We start from the raw sequence: 17,713 nt of genomic DNA, 5'->3' as shown, positions 1-17,713 counted from the left end.
GACCCCTCTCAGGACTTCAGGTACGGCTTGCCGGCGGCCGCCGGTCCGCGGGACTGGCCGACGAGACCCGCCACGGCGAAGATCGTGACCAGGTACGGGAGCATCAGCATGAACTCGCTCGGAACGGGCGAGCCGATCACGCCGAGCACGTTCTGCAGGTTCGTCGCGAAGCCGAACAGGAGGGACGCGAGCGTGGCCTTGATCGGGTCCCACCGGCCGAAGATCACCGCGGCCAGGGCGATGAAGCCCGCACCCGCCGTCATCTCCTTGCCGAAGGCCCCGACGGCGTCGAGCGTGTAGTACGCGCCGCCGATACCCGCGATCGCTCCCGCGAGGGACACGTTCCAGAAGCGGGTGCGCGCCACGTCGATGCCGACCGTGTCGGCCGCCTGCGGGTGCTCGCCGACCGCGCGCAGGCGCAGTCCCCACTTCGTCTTGAACAGCCCCCACCAGACGGCGGCGATGGCGACGTACATCAGGTAGACGATCACGGACTGCTTGAAGAGCACCGCGCCGATCACCGGGATCTGGCTGAGCACCGGGATCGGCAGGGTCTCGAACTGCACCGGCGAGTTGAAGGTCTCGGCGTCGGAGGTGAGGACCTGCGAGTAGAGGAAGCTCGTCAGACCCGTCACGAGGACGTTCAGGACCACTCCCACGATGACCTGGTCGACGACGTACTTGATCGCGAAGGCCGCGAGCACGAACGAGACGAGCACGCTCGCCAGCATCGCCGCGACCAGGCCCAGGATCGGCTGACGCGTGATCGACGCGACGACCGCGGCCGTGAACGCGCCCGCGAGGAGCTGCCCCTCGATCGCGACGTTGACGACGCCGACGCGCTCCGAGATGACGCCGCCGAGGGATCCGAAGATCAGCGGAGTGGCGAGGCCGACGGTGCCGAGCAGCAGTCCCGAGACGGGCAGGGTCGCTCCGGCCGAGGCCCAGACGAGGAAGCCGAGCAGGAAGACGAGCGCGAACACCGTCGAGAACCACAGCGGGATGCGCCGCGCCGCACGGGCCGTCATCGCGGCGAGCACGGTGAGCGCGACAGTGGCGACGGCCACGACGACGCCGGTCGCCCGGGTCGGGAAGGGGAGATCGGGCAGGGCGAAGAAGTCGCCGCCCGCTGCGAGGCGGAACGAGCTCGTGCCGTCGCGCCCCGCGACGACGAAGAGGACGATCGCGAGGAGGGAGAAGACCCCGAACGCGATCGGCGCCTTCCAGCTGCGCACGGGCACGCGCGAGGCGTCGACGTGGGCTGTGGTAGCGAGGCCGGTCATGCGGAGACCTCCGAGGCTCGGCGCGTGCGGGGTCTCGGGGCGGCCCCGGGAGTGGGCAGGCGGAAGATCGCGCGCACCAGCGGCGGGGCGGCGATGAAGAGGACGATCAGCGACTGGACGACGAGGACCACGTCGATCGGGACCCCCTGCGCCGCCTGCATCGAGTAGCCGCCGGCCTTGAAGGCGCCGAACAGGATGCCGGCGAAGAAGACGCCCCACGGCCGCGAGCGCCCGAGGAGCGCCACCGTGATCGCGTCGAACCCGATGCCGGCGTCGATCCCGGAGGTGAAGCCCGTCGTGACCGTGCCCATCACCTGGGCACTGCCCGCGAGGCCGAGCAGGCCGCCGGAGAGGAGCATCGCGTACACGTAGCTGTTCTTGACGTCGATGCCCGCCACCCGAGCCGCGTGCGGGTTCTCGCCCACCGCCCGGAACTTGAAGCCGATGCTCGAGCGGTTGAGCAGCCACCACACGAAGACGGTCGCGAGGATCGCGAACACGAACCCGAGGGTCAGGGAGTAGCTCGGCCCGAGCAGCGACGGGAACACCGCCGTCTCCTTCATCGCAGGGGTCTTGGGGTTGTTCGAGCCCGGAGCCTGGAGGGCGCCCGGGGTGCGCAGCAGGTACGAGATCAGGTAGAACGCGACGTAGTTGAGCATGATCGTGAGGATCACCTCGTGGGCGCCGGTGCGGGCCTTCAGCAGGCCCACGAGTCCGCCCCAGAGAGCGCCTCCGAGGATGCCCGCTGCGAGCGCGACGACGAGGTGCACGCCCCACGGCAGGTCGAACGAGAAGCCGACCCAGCCCGCGCACGCCGCGGCGATCAGCATCTGCCCGCGGCCGCCGATGTTGAAGAGGCCGACGCGGAAGGCGAGGGCGACCCCGAGGCCGCCCGCGATGAGCGGAGTCGCGAAGGCGAGCGTGTCGGTCAGCGGCTTGATGCCGTTGGCGAAGCCCTCGCGCCGGAAGTTGTAGACGGAACCCTGGAAGAGGGAGGAGTACGCCCCGGCGACCGACTGCCAGATCGCCTGCAGGGTGTCGACCGGACGGGCGAAGAAGTAGCCGGACGCCTCCTGGACGTCGGGGTCCGTCGCCGCGATCAGCACGCCGCCCGCGATCAGCGAGAGCAGCACGGCGAGCACCGACATGAGAGCGGTGCCCGAGAGGATCTCGCGGAGCACGCGGGACGCGCCGCTCTCGACGGCGCCGGGGCGCGCCTCCTGACCCGGCTTCTGGCCGGGCTCGAGGCCGGTGGACTTCTCGGTCTCCGCGTCGGGGTCGACCGCGGGCAGTTGCGCGTCGCTCACGCCGCCGCTCCCTTCTCGGCGGGCGACTGCCCGGCCATCATGAGTCCCAGCACGTCGCGGGGGGTGTCGGCGGGCACGATCCCGATGATGCCGCCCTTGTACATGACCGCGATGCGGTCGGCCAGCGCGGCCACTTCATCGAGCTCGGTGGAGACGACGATCACGGGCACCCCGGTGTCTCGGGTCTCGACGATGCGCTTGTGGACGAACTCGATCGAGCCGACGTCGATTCCGCGAGTGGGCTGCGCGGCGATGAACAGCCGCAGTTCGCGGCTGAGCTCGCGGGCGAGGACGACCTTCTGCTGGTTGCCGCCCGAGAGCCGGCCGACGTGGGTTCCGATCCCCTGTGCCCGGACGTCGAACTCGCGCACCCGCTCCTCCGCGAACCGGTCGAGCTCCTTGAGCCGGAGGTTCAGGCCCTTCACGAAGGGGCCCCCGTCGCTGCGGTCGAGCATCAGGTTCTCGGCGATCGTGAACTCGGCCACCAGGCCGTCCTCGGTCCGGTCCTCGGGCACGAAGCCGACACCGGAGTCGAGGACGCGGCGCACGGAGAGCCCGTCGAGCCGCTTGCCGTCGAGGGTCACGGTGCCCTCGACCCGCTCCTGCAGCCCCATGATCGCCTCGGTGAGCTCGGTCTGGCCGTTGCCCTGCACGCCGGCGATCGCCAGGATCTCGCCGCGGCGGACCTCGAACGAGACGTCGTCGACGACGGCCTGCCCGTTCGCGTCGCGGACCGTGAGGCCGCTGACGACCAGCGCCTCGTCGCCGGCGCGGGCCGGCTCCTTCTGCACGGTCAGCTCGACGGCGCGGCCCACCATCAGCGAGGCCAGCTCGGCGTTGCTCGCGGTGGGCGAGGCCTCGCCGACGACCTTGCCGAGGCGGATGACCGTGATGCGGTCGCCGACCTCGCGCACCTCGCGCAGCTTGTGGGTGATGAAGACGATGGCGGTACCGGCGGCGCGCAGCTGGCGCATGATCGCGATCAGCTCGTCGGTCTCCTGCGGGGTGAGCACCGCGGTCGGCTCGTCGAACACGAGGACCCGGGCATCGCGCGAGAGCGCCTTGATGATCTCGACGCGCTGCTGGACGCCGACGGGCAGATCCTCGACGATCGCATCGGGATCGACGTCGAAGCCGAAGCGGTCCGAGATCTCGCGGACCCGCGTGCGGGCCGCGGCCAGATCGAGGCGGCCGCCGAACTTCGTCTGCTCGTGCCCGAGCATCACGTTCTCGGCGACGGAGAAGACCGGCACCAGCATGAAGTGCTGGTGCACCATGCCGATGCCCGCCTTCATGGCGTCGCCCGGCCCCGAGAAGTGCTGGACGACGTCGTCGAGCAGGATCTCGCCCTCCTCGGCCTGGTAGAGGCCGTAGAGCACGTTCATCAGCGTCGACTTGCCGGCGCCGTTCTCGCCCAGGAGGCAGTGGATCTCACCGGGTTCGACGGTGAGATCGATGTGGTCGTTGGCCACGAGGGCGCCGAAGCGCTTCGTGATGCCCCGCAGTTCGAGCTTCATGGAACCAATCTAACTTTCAGCGAGGCTCCCGACGTCGGCGGGGCTCGAGGACGATCAGCGACAGGGAGGACGCGTGCCGCGCCGGCGGTGCCCGCGGGGGATCACCCAGCGGCAGAGAAAAGAGGCCGGCCGGCTCCGGGAGGACTCCCGGGGCCGGCCGGCCTCTTCCCGTCGACTAGGAGGCGGCGGGCGCCGACGGCGACTCGACGGTGATCGATCCGTCGATGATGCCCTCGGTGATCGCGTCCAGCTCGCCCTGCAGGTCGGGCGAGACCTTCGACTCGAAGTCGTGGAACGGGGCGATGCCCACTCCGTCGTTCTCCAGCGTGCCGACGTACGGCGTGGCGTCGAACTCGCCGGCGCCGGCCGAAGCGGTCACGTCGGACGTGCCCTCCTTGATGCCCTTGAGGATCGACGTCAGGTAGAGGTCGCCGCCGTCCGGGTACGTCTCGTACAGGTCGGCGTCGACACCGACCATCGCGATCTCCTTGCCGGAGTCGCGGATGGCCTCGATCGCGGACTGGAAGATCGGACCGCCGACGGGGAGGATGACGTCCGCGTTCTGGTCGATCAGCGACTGAGCGGCCGACTTGGCCTCGACGCCCGGCGCGAAGCCGCCGGTGAAGGAGCCGTTCTGCGACGCGACGTCCCAGCCGACGACCTTCACATCGGCGCCCTTCTGCTCGTTGTAGTACGCGACGCCGTCGGCGTAGCCGTCCATGAAGATCGTGACGGTCGGGTACGGCTGTCCGCCGTACGTGCCGACGACACCGGTCTTCGAGTACGACGCGGCAGCGTAGCCCGCGAGGAACGCGGACTGCGACGTGTCGAACGTGATCGGCTTGACGTTCTCGAGATCGATCGAGGCGTCGTCGATGATCGCGAAGTCGATGTCGGTGTTCGCCTCGGCCGCGGCCTTGGTCGCATCCGCGAGAGCGAAGCCGACGGTGATGATCAGGTTGCAGCCCTGGTCGACGAGGCTCGTCAGGTTCGGGGCGTAGTCCGTCTCGGACTCCGAGGTCACGTCGATGGGCTCGACGCCCAGCTCGTCCGCGGCCTCGACGAGACCCGTGTAGCCGAGCTCGTTGAAGGACTTGTCGTCGAAGCCTCCGGCGTCGGAGACCATGCAGGGCAGGAAGTCGCTGCCCGCGGCGGCGCCCGAGTCGCCCTCCTCGGGAGCGGAGGCGCAGCCGGCGAGAAGCGCGGTGACGCCCAGTGCGGCCAGACCGCCGAACGCGGCCTTACGCGTGGTGATAGTCAAGAGATTCGTCCTCCAGGATTCGGCCCGAGCGTCGTGCGCAGCAGGGCGTCGATCCGCTCACGTTACCCAATGTGACGATTCACTCACGGCTCCCGGGGACAGCGTTCGGAAGTCGTTACACAGTGTTGATTTTGTGGAGGAGGCGCTGAGCGCCTCCTCCACCGCGGACGGCTCTCCGAGGTGGCGCGTTTCCGAGAGCAAGGTGCTTCGGGCTGGCGGACATCGCTGGCACGCGATCTGGGCTCACGGCCCTCCCCCGTTCGCTCGAGGTTCCGAGCTGCTCGGCCCCCTGCGCGCTGCGCGCGGACGGGTGCGGACAGAGGGAGGGTCGCGCTGCCGAGGCCCGGGGGTGGGAACGACGAAGCGCGGCGCTCCGGAGGGAGGCCGCGCTTCGGGGGGTGGGGCTAGAGGACGTCGGTGCGGCCCGAGAGACGGAGGGCGTCGACGACGCCCTTGACCTTCTGGGCGTTCTCGGTGGTGGTGACGAGGAGGGCGTCGGGGGTGTCCACGACGACGATGTCCTTCACTCCGATCAGGGCGATCGTGCGGTTGCCGCCGCTGACGACGATGCCGGTCGCGGAGTCCGCCAGGACGCGGGCGTCCTCGCCGAGGATCGCGAGGTCCGAGCGCAGACCGCTCGCGTGCAGCTTGGCGATGGAGGCGAAGTCCCCGACGTCGTCCCACGAGAAGTGCCCGGGGATCACGGCGAGCTTGCCCGCCGCGGCGGCCGGCTCGGCGACGGAGTAGTCGATGGCGATCTTCTCCAGACCCGGCCAGATGCGGTCGACGACGGCGCCGCGCTCCGGGGTGTCCCACGCCTCGGCGAGCTCGAGCAGCCCGGCGAGCAGCTTCGGCTTGGAGCGGCCCAGCTCCTCGAGGAGCCGATCGGCGCGCGCGATGAACATGCCCGCGTTCCAGAGGTACTGCCCGCTGCCGACGTAGCGGCGGGCCGTCTCGGCATCGGGCTTCTCGACGAAGGAGTCGACGGCGAGCGTGTGCGCGGCGCCGTCGATCCCGAGGTGGGCACCCGTCTTGATGTAGCCGAAGCCCACCGCCGGCTCGGTCGGCGTGATGCCGATCGTCGCGATGTAGCCGGCGTCGGCGGCGATGACCGCCTCCGCGACGGCGTCGTGGAAGAGGTGCTGCCCGCTGATGACGTGATCGGCGGCGAACGAGCCGATGATCACTCCGGGCTCGCGGCGCTCGAGGATCGCGGCGGCCAGGCCGATCGCCGCGGAGGAGTCGCGAGGCTCGCTCTCGAGGACGACGTTGAGGTCCTCGAGGCGCTCCAGCTGGCGCTCGACGGCGGCGCGGTGCGCGCGCCCGGTGACCACCATGATCCGGTCGGCTCCCGAGATCGGCGCGAGCCGGTCCCAGGTGTCGCGCAGCAGGGTCTGGCCGGAGCCGGTCAGGTCGTGCAGGAACTTCGGGGCGTCCGCCCGGGAGAGCGGCCACAGCCTCGAGCCGATCCCGCCTGCGGGGATCACGCTGTAGAAGCGGTCGAGCGGGGCGCGGCCATCGGTCTCAGGTGATGTCATGTCCGCAGGATACAAGGGCGCCCGGCCGCGACCGTCCGTTCACCGGGCGGCGCTCCCCCGTTCACGCGGGAGCCGTAGCGTCCGGGATGTGAGAGTCGCGGTCGTCACCGAGAGCTTCCTGCCGTCGTTGAACGGCGTGACCACGAGCGTCCTGCGGGTGCTCGACGAGTTCGCGGCCCGCGGGATCGAGGCCCTGGTCGTCTGCCCCGCCGCGGGCGCGCCCGCCCGCTACGCCGGTCACCGGGTGGTGGAGCATCCCGCCATCGCCTACCGCGAGTTCCCCGTCGGGATCCCGACGCTCGCCCTGACCCGCGAGCTGGCCGACTTCGCGCCGGACGTCGTGCACGTCGCCTCGCCGTTCCTCCTGGGGGCGCGCGCCATCGCCTCCGCCGGCAGACTCGGAGTGCCGAGCGTGGCCGTCTACCAGACCGACGTCGCCCGCTTCGCGGCGCGCTACGGGATCCGCGGAGCGCGAGCGCTCGCCTGGAAGGTGATCCGCCAGATCCACGCCGGGGCCGATCTCACGCTCGCACCGTCGAGCAGCGCCCTCGACGACCTGGCCGCGGCGGGCATCGAGCGGACGGCGCTCTGGGGACGGGGCGTGCAGAGCGATCGCTTCCACCCGCGGATGCGCTCCTCCTCCTATGCGCACGACGTGCGCGCCGGGCTCGGCGCCGGGGACTCCCTCATCGGCTACATCGGCCGACTCTCCCCCGAGAAGAGGGTGGAGCGACTGGCCGCCCTCACCTCGCTCCCGAGGACCGATCTGGTCGTCGGGGGGTACGGTCCCTCCTCCGCCCGGGTCGCCTCGGCTCTGGGATCGCGAGCGCGGATGCTCGGCCGACTCGACGGGGAGCGGCTGCCGGCGGTCTACGCCGCCCTCGACGTGTTCGTGCACACCGGCACCGAGGAGACCTTCGGCCAGACGGTGCAGGAGGCGCAGGCGTCCGGCACCGCGGTGGTCGCCCCGCACGCGGGCGGGCCGACGGACCTGATCGAGCACGGGGTGGACGGTCTGCTCTACGCGCCGGAGAGCGACTCCGATCTGCGCCGTCAGGTCGAGCGCCTCACCCGCGACCCCGCGCTCCGCGCCAGGCTCGGCGAAGCGGGACGCCGTCGCGTGCTGCACCGCACCTGGAGCGCGCTCACCGACGAGCTGCTCGCGCACTACGCCGCCGTCGGAGTGCCCGCGGTGGTGGAGCACCGCAGCTAAGGCTCGCCTTAGCCGCGCTTGATCCGATCGCCGTTTAGAATCGGAGGGCGATATTCTCGTCGCTCCCCCGCCCCGTCCACGTCCACGAGACGCGGAGCAGGTCAGGCCGTCGGAGTGCACAACCAGGGAGGGTTGTCCGTGTCAGTTCAAGCTGCTCAGACCCTCGCACCCCGGAAGCAGGGGAAGATCCGCCGTCCGGCCGGAACCCTCTACCGCGGTCGCGAAGGCATGTGGTCGTGGGTGCTCCACCGCATCACCGGTGTCGCCATCTTCTTCTTCCTCCTCGTCCACGTCCTGGACTCGGCCCTCATCGCCGTGAGCCCGGAGGCGTACGACGCGGTCATCGGAACCTACAAGAACCCGGTCATGGGCCTGGGCGAGACGGGGCTCGTGGGCGCCATCGCGTTCCACGCCCTGAACGGCCTGCGCATCATCCTGGTCGACTTCTGGAGCTGGGCGACGCGCAACCAGCGCCTGCTGTTCTGGGTGGTCATGGGGCTCTGGGTCGTGCTGATGCTCGGCTTCGCACCGCGCCACCTCATGTTCGTCTTCGGAGAGGGAGGAGGGGAATGAGCACCGTCGCCGCCCCCCGCACGCCGCACACCCCGACCCGCTCCTCCGGGACGAACTGGGAGAAGTGGGGCTGGATCTACATGCGCGCCTCCGGCGTCGTGCTGATCGTCCTGATCTTCGGGCACCTGATCTACAACCTCCTCCTCGGCGACGGCATCAAGGCCATCGACTTCGGCTTCGTCGGCGGCAAGCTCGCGAACCCGTTCTGGCAGTGGTGGGACGTCCTCATGCTGTGGCTCGCCCTCATCCACGGCGGCAACGGCATGCGCACGCTGGTCAACGACTACGCGACCTCGCCCCTGCTGGCCCGCGCCTTCAAGGGCGGGATCCTCGTGGCCGTCGTCTCCCTGATCGTCCTCGGAACCTGGGTCGTCTTCGCGTTCGACCCGTGCCCGCCGAACACGGCGGCCGAGTTCCTGCCGTCGTTCTGCGGCGCCTGACGCACCGCCGCTGATGTGGGAGGAGGCGCTGCGGATCACCGCGGCGCCTCCTCCCGGGTCAGGCACCCCCTCCCGTCCTCCTCACCCGCACAACGGAGCACCCACCCAGTGAGCACAGCAGGCCACGTACACACCGGCGGCGACCAGAGCGCCTTCACGCAGACCGTCGGACCCGACGGCGTCCACTACCACCAGTTCGACGTGGTCATCGTCGGCGCCGGTGGCGCGGGGATGCGGGCGGCCATCGAGGCCGGACCCAAGGCGAAGACCGCCGTGATCTCGAAGCTCTACCCGACGCGCTCCCACACCGGGGCGGCGCAGGGCGGCATGGCCGCCGCGCTCGCGAACGTCGAGGAGGACAGCTGGGAGTGGCACACCTTCGACACGGTCAAGGGCGGCGACTACCTCGTCGACCAGGACGCGGCCGAGATCCTCGCGAAGGAGGCCATCGACGCGGTCATCGACCTCGAGAACATGGGCCTGCCCTTCAACCGCACCGAGGACGGCAAGATCGACCAGCGCCGCTTCGGCGGTCACACCCGCGACCACGGCAAGGCGCCCGTGCGACGGGCCTGCTACGCGGCCGACCGCACCGGCCACATGATCCTGCAGACGCTGTTCCAGAACTGCGTCCGCCTGGGCATCAACTTCTACAACGAGTTCTACGTCCTCGACCTCGTGATGACGAAGGTCGACGGCGTCGACAAGCCGTCCGGAGTCGTGGCCTACGAGCTCGCGACCGGCGAGCTGCACGTGTTCCAGGCGAAGGCGATCATCTTCGCGACCGGCGGCTTCGGCAAGATCTACAAGACCACCTCGAACGCGCACACGCTCACCGGCGACGGAGTCGGCATCATCTGGCGCAAGGGCCTGCCCCTCGAGGACATGGAGTTCTTCCAGTTCCACCCGACCGGCCTCGCCGGTCTCGGCATCCTCCTCACCGAGGGAGCGCGAGGAGAGGGCGCGATCCTGCGCAACGCCTCGGGTGAGCGCTTCATGGAGCGCTACGCCCCGACCATCAAGGACCTCGCACCCCGCGACATCGTCGCCCGCTGCATGGTCCAGGAGGTCGCGGAGGGCCGGGGGGCCGGTCCGCACAAGGACTACGTGCTGCTGGACTGCACGCACCTGGGCGCGGAGGTCCTCGAGACCAAGCTCCCGGACATCACCGAGTTCGCCCGCACCTACCTCGGTGTCGACCCGGTCGTCGAGCCGGTTCCGGTCATGCCGACCGCGCACTACGCGATGGGCGGCATCCCCACGAACGTGAAGGCCGAGGTCCTCTCGGACAACACCACGGTCGTCCCCGGCCTCTACGCCGCCGGCGAGTGCGCCTGCGTGTCGGTCCACGGGTCGAACCGCCTCGGCACCAACTCCCTCCTCGACATCAACGTCTTCGGCAAGCGCAGCGGCAACAACGCCGCCGACTACGCCAAGACCGTCGACTTCACTCCCCTGCCCGCCGACCCGGCCGGAGCGATCCGCGACATGCTCGCCTCGCTCCGCGACGCCACCGGCACCGAGCGGATCGCCTCGATCCGCAAGGAGCTGCAGGACGAGATGGACAAGAACGCCCAGGTGTTCCGCACCGACGAGTCGCTCGAGCAGGTCACCGGCACCATCCAGCGCCTGCGCGACCGGTTCCGCAACATCTCGGTCCAGGACAAGGGCAAGCGCTTCAACACCGATCTCCTGGAGGCCGTCGAGCTCGGCTTCCTCCTGGACCTCGCCGAGGTCGTCGTCTTCTCGGCGCGCAACCGCAAGGAGAGCCGGGGCGGTCACATGCGCGACGACTTCCCCAAGCGCGACGACGACAACTACATGCAGCACACGATGGCGTACCTCTCCGGTGACGCCCACTCCTCCGATGCCGGTGACCACATCCGGCTCGACTGGAAGCCCGTCGTGATCACCCGGTACCAGCCGATGGAGAGGAAGTACTAGCCATGTCGACCGCTACCCTCGAGCAGCCCCCCGCGGCCCCCGCCGCCCCGGAGGCGTTCACCGTCACATTCATCATCCGCCGCTTCGACCCCGAGGTGGACGCCGAGCCGCGCTGGCAGGACTTCGACGTCGAGATGTACTCGACCGACCGCGTCCTCGACGCGCTGCACCGCATCAAGTGGGACCAGGACGGGTCGCTGACCTTCCGCCGCTCCTGCGCGCACGGCATCTGCGGCTCGGACGCGATGCGCATCAACGGACGCAACCGCCTGGCCTGCAAGACGCTGATCAAGGATCTCGACATCTCGCAGCCGATCTACATCGAGGCGATCAAGGGCCTGCCCCTCGAGAAGGACCTCGTCGTCGACATGGAGCCGTTCTTCGCGTCGTTCCGCGAGGTGCAGCCCTTCCTGATCGCGAACGCCCCGGCCCCCAAGGGCAAGGAGCGCGTGCAGTCGGTCGCCGACCGCGCCCGCTTCGACGACACCACGAAGTGCATCCTCTGCGCCGCGTGCACCTCGTCGTGCCCCGTGTTCTGGACTGACGGCCAGTACTTCGGCCCGGCTGCGATCGTGAACGCGCACCGCTTCATCTTCGACTCGCGCGACGACGCGGGCGGAGCGCGCCTCGACATCCTCAACGACAAGGAGGGCGTGTGGCGCTGCCGCACGACCTTCAACTGCACCGAGGCGTGCCCGCGCGGCATCCAGATCACCCAGGCGATCGCCGAGGTCAAGCAGGCGGTCATCCGCGGCCGCGCCTGATCACACCCCTCGAACGGCCCCTCGGATCCCTGATCCGGCGGGCCGTTCGTCGTTCCCGGGTCCCCTCCCCGCTCGCGTGACAGCCGACGCGGGCGGCGGCCCTACCCTGGAGGCATGACGGAGGCGGCAGACACCCCGCGCGGCATCCCGGCGCTGATCGAGCGGGTCCTGCGCACGCGGCCCCTCCGGGTCCTCCTGCACTACTCCGAGACCGGCGGGCCGCTCTTCGCCTCGGGGCTGGCGTTCCAGGCGCTGTTCGCCGTCTTCGGCGCGCTGTTCGTGTTCTTCGCCGTCTTCGGATTCTGGGTCCGCGGGGACACCGTTCTGCGCGACTCCCTCATCGGCATCGTGCAGCGCTCGATCCCCGGGCTGATCGGCGGCAAGGGCTCCCTCGTCTCCGTCGACACGCTGCTGGACCAGTCGATCCTCGGCTGGACCGGAGTCACCGCCGCCGCGGTCCTGCTCTGGACGGCGCTGAACTTCCTCGGCAGCCTGCGTCAGGCGGTCCGCATCCTCTTCGCCCTCCCCGGTCCGACCACGCTGTTCGTCCTGCTCAAGCTCAAGGACGCCGGTCTCGCCCTCGTTTTCGGGGCCGTGCTGCTCGTCTCCGCTGCCCTCTCGGTGTTCTCGACCACGTTCGTCGACGTCGCCCTCGACTTCCTCGGCGTCGGCAGCGACTCGGAGCTCGGGCGCATCACCGGTGGTGCGGTCGGACTCCTGATCATGCTCGCGCTCGACACCGCGACGCTCGCGGGGTCGTTCCGGATCCTGTCGGGCATCCCCATCCCCTGGAAGAACCTCTGGGTCGGCGCCCTGATGGGCGGCGTCGCGCTCGGCGCGCTGAAGATCCTCGGGACTCAGCTGCTCGGAGGCGCGTCGCGGAACCCGCTGCTCGCCTCCTTCGCCGTGCTCGTCGGTCTGCTGATCTGGTTCAACCTCGTCTGCCAGGTGATCCTGATCGTCGCCTCGTGGATCTCGATCGGCATGAGCGACGCCGGCATCTCGGCGCGGAAGCTCACGCCCGAGGAGCGCGAGAAGGAGCAGGAGGAGCAGCTGCGCACCGCGCGCCGGACGCTCGCCGAGGTGGAGCGGCAGCGCCTCACGGCCGCCCTCGCCGACGCCTCCCTGCTCAAGCGCCGGCGGATCGAGAAGAGCCTGGCGCGCCTCGACGAAGAGCTCGCCGACCTCTCCGCCTGATCCGGCCCCTCGACCAGGACGGAGCGGGGTCCTCCTCGTCGCCGCGTGCTGTCCCCCGCAGGACGCCGCGCGTTGCCCCACGCCTGTCGGACATGTCCGTTTCTGTTGACACCACAGGCAAACGGGTCTAAAAAGATGTAAACGCAGATCCGCCCCGCGGAACGCGAGCACCACTGGATCGAGACGACGGAGTCGACATGTACGCACCGGAGCGCCACCAGGCGATCCTCGACCGTGCCCGCACCGAGGGTCGCGTCGAAGTCCGCGATCTCGCCCTCTCCCTCGCGGTCACCCCCGAGACCATCCGCCGCGACCTCACGAGCCTCGAGCGCCGCGGACTGCTGCGCCGCGCGCACGGCGGCGCGATCCCGGTGGAGCGGCTGGGCATCGAGCCCGAGGTCGCGGCCCGTGAAGGCCACCTCGCGGGTGAGAAGGACCGGATCGCCACGGCCGCCCTCGCCGAGGTGCCCGACGGCGGATCCCTCGCCATCGACGCCGGGACCACCACCGTCCGGCTCGCGGAGCTGCTCCCCCTGGACCGCCGGCTGACGGTCGTCACCCACTCCCTCCCCGTCGCGATGGCGCTCGTCGGCCGGCCCAACATCGACCTGCATCTGCTCGGCGGTCACCTGCGCGGAGTGACGCAGGCGGCCGTCGGACCGTGGGTCGCCCAGGCGATCGCCTCGGTCTCGGTCGACGTCGCCTTCATCGGCACGAACGGCATCAGCCGCGAGCGGGGCCTGACCACGCCCGACCTCGACGAGGCGGTCGTCAAGTCGGCCCTCATCGCCTCGGCCCGCCGCGTCGTCGTCCTGGCCGACCACTCCAAGTTCGGCCGCCAGGACTTCGGCCACGTCGCGCCGCTGTCCGCGGTCGACACCGTCATCACGGACAGCGGGATCGACGACGAGCTCGCCGACGACGTCGAGTCCGCAGGCCCCGAGGTGGTCCGCGCATGATCGTCACCGTCACCGCCAACCCGAGCATCGACGTCACCCTCTCGACCAGCGGCTTCGCCGTCGGCGAGGTCAACCGGGCGCACGGCGTGCGGCGCGACCCGGCCGGCAAGGGCGTCAACGTCGCCCGCGCCCTGGCCCGCAACGGAGTCGAGGCCACCGCCGTCTACCCCGCCGACCCCTCGACCGGACTCGATCTCTCGTCGATGCTCGAGGCGGCGGGGGTCCGCTCGGCCAGCTCCCCCATCGCGCAGCCGATCCGCACCAACATCACCGTCGTCGACGACGCGACCGGGCGCACCACCAAGATCAACGAGCCCGGCCCGGCGATCAGCCCCGAGGAGGCGAAGGCCCTCTCGGAGCTCGTCTGCGACCACGTCGTCGCCGCGCCGCGCTGGCTCGTCGCGTGCGGGAGCGTCCCTCCGGGACTCGGCGCGGACTTCTACGCGTCGCTCGGTCGACTCGCCCTGCACTTCGGCGTCCCGCTCGCCGTCGACACCTCCGGAGCGCCCTTCACCGCGATCATCGCGGCCGGGACGGCGACACTGGTGAAGCCCAACCTCGAGGAGCTCGAGGAGCTCCTCGGCCGCTCCCTGCCGACGGTCGGAGACGTCGTCGACGGAGCACGCGAACTCCTCCGCCTCCCGGACGCGCGAGCGCTCGTGAGCCTCGGAGAGCACGGCGCCCTCCTCGTCACGGCCGACGCGTCGTGGTGGGCGGGCGCACCCGCCGTCGTGCCTCTCAGCACCGTCGGGGCAGGGGACAGCACCCTCGCGGGCTACCTCTCGGCCACCGACGCCACGGAGGCGGAGCGCCTCGCGACAGCAGTCGCGTGGGGCACCGCCGCCGTCCGGCTCCCGGGCAGCGAAGCCCCGGGGCCCGACTCCCTCCGGCTCGACGACGTCACCGTCGTCGAGTCCCCCGACCCCCACCTCCCGATTGGAGAACTGAGCGCATGACTGCACTCACCGAGGCCTCGACCGTCATCGTCGACCTGACCGCCAACAGCAAGGACGAGGCCACCGCGCAGCTCGCGAAGACGCTGGCCGACGCGGGCCGCGTCACCGACCTCGACGGGTTCCTCGCCGACGTCCGCGACCGCGAGGCCCAGATGGCCACCGGCATGCCCGGCGGCATCGGGATCCCCCACGCCCGCTCCTCGCACGTCGTCGCCCCCAGCGTCGCCGTCGGCATCGCGAAGCAGGGCGTCGACTTCGGCGCCCCCGACGGACCGGCCGACCTGATCTTCCTGATCGCCGCGCCCGACGGAGCCGACCAGGCGCACCTGAAGATCCTCGCCCAGCTCGCACGCAAGCTGATCCACGAGTCCTTCACCGGGTCCCTCCGCGCCGCGTCCAGCGGCCAGGAGGTCGCCGACATCATCGCCCGAGAGGTCGTCGTCTCATGAGGATCGTCGCCGTCACCAGCTGCATCGCCGGCATCGCGCACACCTACATGGCCGCCGAGGCCCTCGAGCAGGCCGCGAAGAAGAAGGGGTACGAGATCCAGGTCGAGACCCAGGGCGCCGCGGGCTCCGACCCCATGTCGGACCAGACGATCGCCGACGCCGACGTCGTCATCCTCGCCGCCGACCTCGAGGTCCGCGGCAAGGAGCGCTTCGCCGGGAAGCCGACCCTCGAGGTCGGCACCTCGGAGGCGCTCGCGAAGGCCGCCGAGGTCATCGACCGCGCCGTCGCGACCGCCCAGGCCGCGCCGTCCGCGTCGCCGGGGACCTCCTCGGACACACCCCGGTTCGTGGCCGTCACCAGCTGCATCGCGGGCATCGCGCACACCTACATGGCCGCCGAGGCGCTCGAGCAGGCCGCGAGGAAGCGCGGCTACCCGATCCACGTCGAGACGCAGGGAGCCGCCGGCTCCGAGGAGATGACCGCGGGCGACATCGCCGCCGCCGACGTCGTCATCCTCGCCGCCGACCTCGAGGTCCGCGGCAAGGACCGCTTCGCCGGCAAGCCGATCCTCCAGGTCGGAGTCGCCGAGGCGCTCGCCAAGCCGGACGAGGTGCTCGATCGGGCGCTGGCCCTGCGCAGCGCGAGGCCCGCCGACGCCCCCGCCCGTGCGCAGGCGGCCGCCGCGCCCGCCGCCGCCCCGAAGAAGGTCGGCGTCGGCACGCGCATCCGTCAGAACCTGATGACCGGCGTGTCGTACATGATCCCGTTCGTCGCGGCCGGCGGTCTGCTGATCGCCCTGTCGTTCCTGTTCGGCGGCTACACGATCGTCAGCTTCACGCCGCAGCAGATCATCGACAACGGCTTCAACCCGGTGAACATCACCGACTGGGCCGGCGTCATGTTCCTCATCGGAGGCGCCACCTTCGCGTTCCTCGTGCCGGTACTCTCGGGCTTCATCGCCTTCGGCATCGCGGACCGCCCGGGCATCGCTCCCGGATTCCTCGGCGGCGCGGTCGCCGTGACCGTCGGGGCCGGCTTCCTCGGCGGACTCGCCTCGGGCTTCATCGCCGGCTACGCGGCGCTCTACATCTCGCGGATCAAGCTGCCCGCGGCCTTCAAGTCGCTGATGCCCGTCGTGATCATCCCCCTGATCGCGACCTTCATCACCGGCTTCCTGATGTTCGTCGTCCTCGGGGCACCGCTCCGCGCCCTGAGCGAGGGACTCTCGACCTGGCTCTCCGGCCTCACCGGCGGCAACCTCATCGTGCTCGGGATCATCCTGGGCCTCATGATGGCGTTCGACATGGGCGGCCCGGTCAACAAGGTGGCCTACGCCTTCGCGACCACCGGACTCGCCTCCGTCCCCGCCGACGGCGACCCGAACTCGGTGCAGTTCAAGGTGATGGCGATCGTGATGGCCGCCGGCATGACGCCGCCGCTGGGTCTCGCCCTGGCCACCACGCTCCGCAAGCGCCTCTTCACCGACGCCGAGCGCCAGAACGGCAAGGCCGCCTACCTGCTCGGCGCGTCGTTCATCTCGGAGGGGGCCATCCCGTTCGCCGCGGTCGACCCGCTGCGCGTGATCCCGTCCGCGATGATCGGCTCGGCCGTCACCGGCGCGCTCGTCGCCCTGTTCGGCTCGACGCTGCGCGCCCCGCACGGCGGAGTCTGGGTCACCGGTCTCGTCGGGCAGCCGATCCTCTACCTGGTCGCGATCCTCGTCGGAATGGTCGTCACCGCGATCGCCGTCATCATCGCCAAGAGCATCAAGCGCGCCCCCGTGGTCGCCGAGGTGCCCGAGCCCGTCACGGCTCGCCCCGTCGCCGCGGTCTGAACCGCCGCGACCCCCGAACGACCGTCCTGAGCGGTCCCACCGACGGCCCCCGCCTGCGCCGCCTTCTTCTTCTCCGAGGGAAGGTGGTGCAGGACGGGGGTCGTCGGCTGTTCTGTCTCCGCGGCGGTCCCCGCCCGCCGCGGCGCAGTCGGCTCCGCGACGGGATGCGTTCACGGGAGCGGGTTGCGAGCGGCTACGACGAATCGCTGGCACGCGATTCGCCGGTTCGCCTCGACGATGGGCGGCGGTCCCCGCCCGCCGCGGCGCGGGTGGCTTCGCGACGGGGATGCGTTCACGGGAGCGGGGAGCGGACGGCTACGACGAATCGCTGGTACGCGATTCGCCGGTTCGGCTGTGCTCATCTCCGCGGCGGTCCCCGCCCGCCGCGGCGCGGGTGGCTTCGCGACGGGGCGCGTTCCCAGAAGCGGGTTGCGAGCGGCTACGACGAATCGCTGGCACGCGATTCGCCGGTTCGCC

15 protein-coding genes are annotated in these 17,713 nt (G+C 70.6%); 10 read left to right on the top strand and 5 right to left on the bottom strand.

From position 1 onward, the window contains the following. Positions 1-8: 8 nt before the first annotated feature. From IOC53_RS02825 to IOC53_RS02805, 5 genes are all read right to left on the bottom strand, one after another. A complete protein-coding gene (locus tag IOC53_RS02825; protein WP_207402868.1) occupies positions 9-1,283 on the bottom strand; it encodes an ABC transporter permease in 1,275 nt (424 codons plus the stop codon). After that, positions 1,280-2,590 carry an ABC transporter permease gene (locus IOC53_RS02820; protein WP_207402867.1) on the bottom strand — a complete coding sequence of 437 codons (1,311 nt, stop codon included), beginning with the start codon at positions 2,588-2,590 and terminating at the stop codon, positions 1,280-1,282. Before IOC53_RS02820 ends, IOC53_RS02825 begins: the two co-directional genes overlap by 4 nt. Continuing rightward, a complete protein-coding gene (locus IOC53_RS02815) occupies positions 2,587-4,107 on the bottom strand; it encodes an ABC transporter ATP-binding protein (protein WP_207402866.1) in 1,521 nt (506 codons plus the stop codon). Before IOC53_RS02815 ends, IOC53_RS02820 begins: the two co-directional genes overlap by 4 nt. A 175-nt stretch (positions 4,108-4,282) precedes the next feature. Continuing rightward, positions 4,283-5,368 carry a BMP family protein gene (locus IOC53_RS02810; protein WP_207402865.1) on the bottom strand — a complete coding sequence of 362 codons (1,086 nt, stop codon included), beginning with the start codon at positions 5,366-5,368 and terminating at the stop codon, positions 4,283-4,285. A 404-nt stretch (positions 5,369-5,772) separates the two neighbouring features. Continuing rightward, positions 5,773-6,906, bottom strand: coding sequence for a mannose-1-phosphate guanylyltransferase (locus tag IOC53_RS02805; protein WP_207402864.1), 1,134 nt, complete (start codon positions 6,904-6,906; stop codon positions 5,773-5,775). Positions 6,907-6,994: 88 nt separating this feature from the next. Here IOC53_RS02805 and IOC53_RS02800 point away from each other — a divergent pair, with 88 nt between their 5' ends. The 10 genes from IOC53_RS02800 to IOC53_RS02750 all read left to right on the top strand — a co-directional run bounded on the left by IOC53_RS02800 (position 6,995) and on the right by IOC53_RS02750 (position 17,236). Beyond that, complete coding sequence (locus IOC53_RS02800) at positions 6,995-8,119, top strand: glycosyltransferase family 1 protein (RefSeq protein WP_207402863.1); 1,125 nt, start codon at positions 6,995-6,997, stop codon at positions 8,117-8,119. A 138-nt stretch (positions 8,120-8,257) separates the two neighbouring features. Then, positions 8,258-8,692, top strand: coding sequence for a succinate dehydrogenase, cytochrome b556 subunit (gene sdhC, locus IOC53_RS02795; protein WP_374070183.1), 435 nt, complete (start codon positions 8,258-8,260; stop codon positions 8,690-8,692). After that, a complete protein-coding gene (locus IOC53_RS02790; protein WP_055787999.1) occupies positions 8,689-9,132 on the top strand; it encodes a succinate dehydrogenase hydrophobic membrane anchor subunit in 444 nt (147 codons plus the stop codon). Before sdhC ends, IOC53_RS02790 begins: the two co-directional genes overlap by 4 nt. A 201-nt stretch (positions 9,133-9,333) precedes the next feature. Next, positions 9,334-11,076 (top strand): succinate dehydrogenase flavoprotein subunit, encoded by a 1,743-nt coding sequence (sdhA, locus tag IOC53_RS02785; protein WP_230673091.1) that lies wholly within the window; start codon positions 9,334-9,336, stop codon positions 11,074-11,076. A 2-nt stretch (positions 11,077-11,078) separates the two neighbouring features. Then, positions 11,079-11,840 carry a succinate dehydrogenase iron-sulfur subunit gene (locus tag IOC53_RS02780; RefSeq protein WP_207402862.1) on the top strand — a complete coding sequence of 254 codons (762 nt, stop codon included), beginning with the start codon at positions 11,079-11,081 and terminating at the stop codon, positions 11,838-11,840. 114 nt (positions 11,841-11,954) lie between these two features. After that, on the top strand, positions 11,955-13,037 hold the full coding sequence (locus IOC53_RS02775; RefSeq protein ID WP_207402861.1) for a YihY/virulence factor BrkB family protein: 1,083 nt from the start codon (positions 11,955-11,957) through the stop codon (positions 13,035-13,037). Between the two features lie 197 nt (positions 13,038-13,234). Beyond that, positions 13,235-13,996, top strand: coding sequence for a DeoR/GlpR family DNA-binding transcription regulator (locus tag IOC53_RS02770; RefSeq protein WP_207402860.1), 762 nt, complete (start codon positions 13,235-13,237; stop codon positions 13,994-13,996). Further along, complete coding sequence (locus IOC53_RS02765; protein WP_207402859.1) at positions 13,993-14,952, top strand: 1-phosphofructokinase family hexose kinase; 960 nt, start codon at positions 13,993-13,995, stop codon at positions 14,950-14,952. The genes IOC53_RS02770 and IOC53_RS02765 overlap by 4 nt, the downstream gene beginning before the upstream one ends. Beyond that, the gene (locus IOC53_RS02760) at positions 14,949-15,401 is read left to right on the top strand and encodes a PTS sugar transporter subunit IIA (protein WP_207402858.1); all 453 of its coding nucleotides are present in this window, start codon (positions 14,949-14,951) and stop codon (positions 15,399-15,401) included. Before IOC53_RS02765 ends, IOC53_RS02760 begins: the two co-directional genes overlap by 4 nt. Next, positions 15,398-17,236, top strand: coding sequence for a PTS fructose-like transporter subunit IIB (locus tag IOC53_RS02750; RefSeq protein ID WP_242682816.1), 1,839 nt, complete (start codon positions 15,398-15,400; stop codon positions 17,234-17,236). The genes IOC53_RS02760 and IOC53_RS02750 overlap by 4 nt, the downstream gene beginning before the upstream one ends. The last annotated feature ends 477 nt before the right edge of the window (positions 17,237-17,713 follow it).

Source organism: Rathayibacter sp. SD072, from assembly GCF_017355185.1.
Taxonomy (GTDB): Bacteria; Actinomycetota; Actinomycetes; order Actinomycetales; family Microbacteriaceae; genus Rathayibacter.
The sequence above is the reverse complement of the archived record's forward strand: the minus strand, read 5'-3'. Positions and strand labels throughout refer to the sequence as shown.